Origin of the sequence: Sedimentibacter sp. B4 (assembly GCF_000309315.1) — a bacterium.
Classification (GTDB): domain Bacteria; phylum Bacillota; class Clostridia; order Tissierellales; family Sedimentibacteraceae; genus Sedimentibacter; species Sedimentibacter saalensis.
Window position 1 is genome coordinate 1 of sequence record NZ_CANG01000950.1, and the last position, 2,535, is coordinate 2,535.

Here is a 2,535-nt window from a genome sequence, read left to right on the forward strand (position 1 = left end):
CAGTAGAGCAGCTGATATTCCTCCGCCTATAATTACCACATCAGCAATGTTTTTCATCTTCTTCCCTCCTCTGCAATGAGTCCAAGTTTGACGCCCACAACAGGAGGCCTGTTTGTCTGGAACTTAACGTCTTTAATATTTTGCCCAGTGGCATTGGCAATTTCCCTCATGACAAGCTGACCGCATGTCTTTCCCTGACACGGTCCCATGCCAATTCGTGTTATTCTTTTTATTTCATCAAATGTAACGTAGCCTTCACTTATGAGTTCTCTTACTTCCTTAAGAGTTACATCTGAGCATCTGCAGATAATTGTATTTTCATCCATTATTTTGCCTCCATCCTGATATTTCTTATTTTGTACATGATGCTTCTGTCTGCTTCGATTGTTACAACGGGAGTTCTGTCAAAAGATTTTGGATTTTGAACCTGTATAACCTTGACGTCGGCTATGATTTTGCCTTCCCTGTCAAGTCCCTTAACAGTTTCTCCTGATGCAGGAAGAGGCAAAAATTCATAAGGAAGTTTCACCTGTACTGTAGTGTCAGATTTTGAACCATCTACAACCATTATGGCAAGGCCAGGACATTTGCTCAGGCATATGGCGCATCCTGTGCAATTATCTTCATTTAAAACAGGAATGTTGTTTATGTCTTCGCCTATGGTTATTGCACTGAACCTGCATGCTGTTTCACAGGGATTGCATGGTATTTCCTTGTAGCATTCAACTACGGCCACAGGGCCTTTATTTATTCTTTCAATGGGAGGAAATTTCTCTCTTATCATTTCTTCACTTGGAATGCCGGTTTTTTCAAACATATTGTTCTCCTTTTATTACTATTTGTTCTATACCTGACAAAATATGCTTTCCAACAGGTCCTGAGCGCAGACTTTCCAGCTGCTTAACATAGTCATTTTTTCTTTCTTCAAAATCATCTGTCATATGGCCTATTTTTGCTGCAGCACAAAGCCCTGCAAGATATCCTTCAACCATTGCGGCACTTGCTTCTTCAACACCGGTTGTGTCTCCGGCTGCAAAAACATTTTCTATTGTTGTTTCATAGTTTTCATTTCTTAAGGGAACAATTCCGCTTAACTGAGGAACATACTTCATCTGGCATCCCCTCATGGACAGCAGTTCATTAAGTGGTGTTAATCCAACAGAAATGCACATTACATCAACATCAAATTCTATTTCAGTTCCTTCAATTTGATTAAATTTATCATCAACCTGGCACACGATTGCCTTTTCCAGAAATTCCTTGCCTATTGCTTCTTTCACAGTATGTGATGTTAATATGGGAACTCCCATTCTTCTGATTTTTGATGCATGAACAAGATATCCTCCTATTCTCGGGGCAGCATCAAGTATTGCAGATACTTCAACTCCAGCCTGCATGAGCTGGTAGCTCACAATAAGACCTATGTTTCCTGCTCCCACCATGAGAACTTTGTTGCCTGGCTTAACACCGTACACATTCATGAGAGTTTGCACTGCACCGGCTCCGTAAATTCCTGGAAGGTCGTTGTTTGGAAATGCAAGAGCCTTTTCAAAAGCACCGGTTGCAACAACAACTGCATCTGGTTTAATCTTAAAATAATTGTCTTCTTTGTGTAATGCTGTTACAACACCGTCTTCAAACATCCCCACAATTGTGGTGTCTGTCATTATTTCCACATTTTCCTTGTACTTGCTTAGTTCATTGAGCAATATTCCGGTTATGTCAATTCCTCTTGTTGAAGCATATTGTTTTTCTGAGCCGAAAAACATATGAGTTTGCTTAACCAGCTGCCCTCCGAGATTTTTGTTTCTTTCAGCCACTAGAACATTGGCTCCGCTTGATGCTGCACTGATTGCAGCACACAGACCTGCCGGTCCTCCGCCTATTATCAATAATTCCGCCTGTTTCATATTATCACACCCTTGCCTTCCTGAGTTTCTACAACCATTCCTTCCTCAAGATCTGTCACGCATGTTTTTACATTTGCTTTGCCGTTGACAGTCATAAGACATGAGGAGCAGTTTCCTATGGCACAGTAAAAGCCTCTTGGCCTGTGCAAAAACAAACTTCGTCCAAGAACCTTGACCCCTGCTGCGTGAAGTGCTGCAGCTATTGTCTCTCCTTCAAATCCTTCAACTTCCTCGCCGTTGAATGTAAACTTCAATTTCTTTCCCTTATGAAATTGGAGAATAGGATGCTGTTCAATTCTCATATTTATATCTCCCACATATTATTTTATAATTCCTGAAATACTGCAAGCAATTTGCGTGCCATTTTGGAAAATATTTTCTTTATGTAATTTTCAATGAATTCTTAAGTGCAGTTAAATAAATAATTGTCCGAAAACTGACACCGTGTCAAATATTTGACATATAGATTATGATTATTACTCTCTATGCTGATTACTAGGTGTGTGCTATTGGTTTAACTGAAAAATTCCAGAATTTATTACGTCTGTTAATTTCTTATAATCTATAAAAGTTGCTCCGCAACTCCGCTAGGTGGACCTATGTCGCCCTTCGGCGCAAAAAATAA

4 protein-coding genes are annotated in these 2,535 nt (G+C 40.0%); all 4 read right to left on the reverse strand.

The window, feature by feature from the left end; genetic code table 11:
• Positions 1–53: 53 nt before the first annotated feature.
• From BN358_RS17865 to BN358_RS17880, 4 genes are read right to left on the reverse strand one after another with little or no spacing between them, the layout of a single operon-like run.
• On the reverse strand, positions 54–326 hold the full coding sequence (locus tag BN358_RS17865; protein WP_019229892.1) for a (2Fe-2S)-binding protein: 273 nt from the start codon (positions 324–326) through the stop codon (positions 54–56).
• Entirely contained in the window at positions 326–817 is a 492-nt protein-coding gene (locus BN358_RS17870; RefSeq protein ID WP_019229893.1) for a 4Fe-4S binding protein, read from the reverse strand. The genes BN358_RS17865 and BN358_RS17870 overlap by 1 nt, the downstream gene beginning before the upstream one ends.
• A complete protein-coding gene (locus BN358_RS17875) occupies positions 810–1,910 on the reverse strand; it encodes an NAD(P)/FAD-dependent oxidoreductase (protein ID WP_019229894.1) in 1,101 nt (366 codons plus the stop codon). The genes BN358_RS17870 and BN358_RS17875 overlap by 8 nt, the downstream gene beginning before the upstream one ends.
• On the reverse strand, positions 1,907–2,212 hold the full coding sequence (locus BN358_RS17880) for a (2Fe-2S)-binding protein (RefSeq protein WP_019229895.1): 306 nt from the start codon (positions 2,210–2,212) through the stop codon (positions 1,907–1,909). Before BN358_RS17880 ends, BN358_RS17875 begins: the two co-directional genes overlap by 4 nt.
• Between the last annotated feature and the right edge of the window lie 323 nt (positions 2,213–2,535).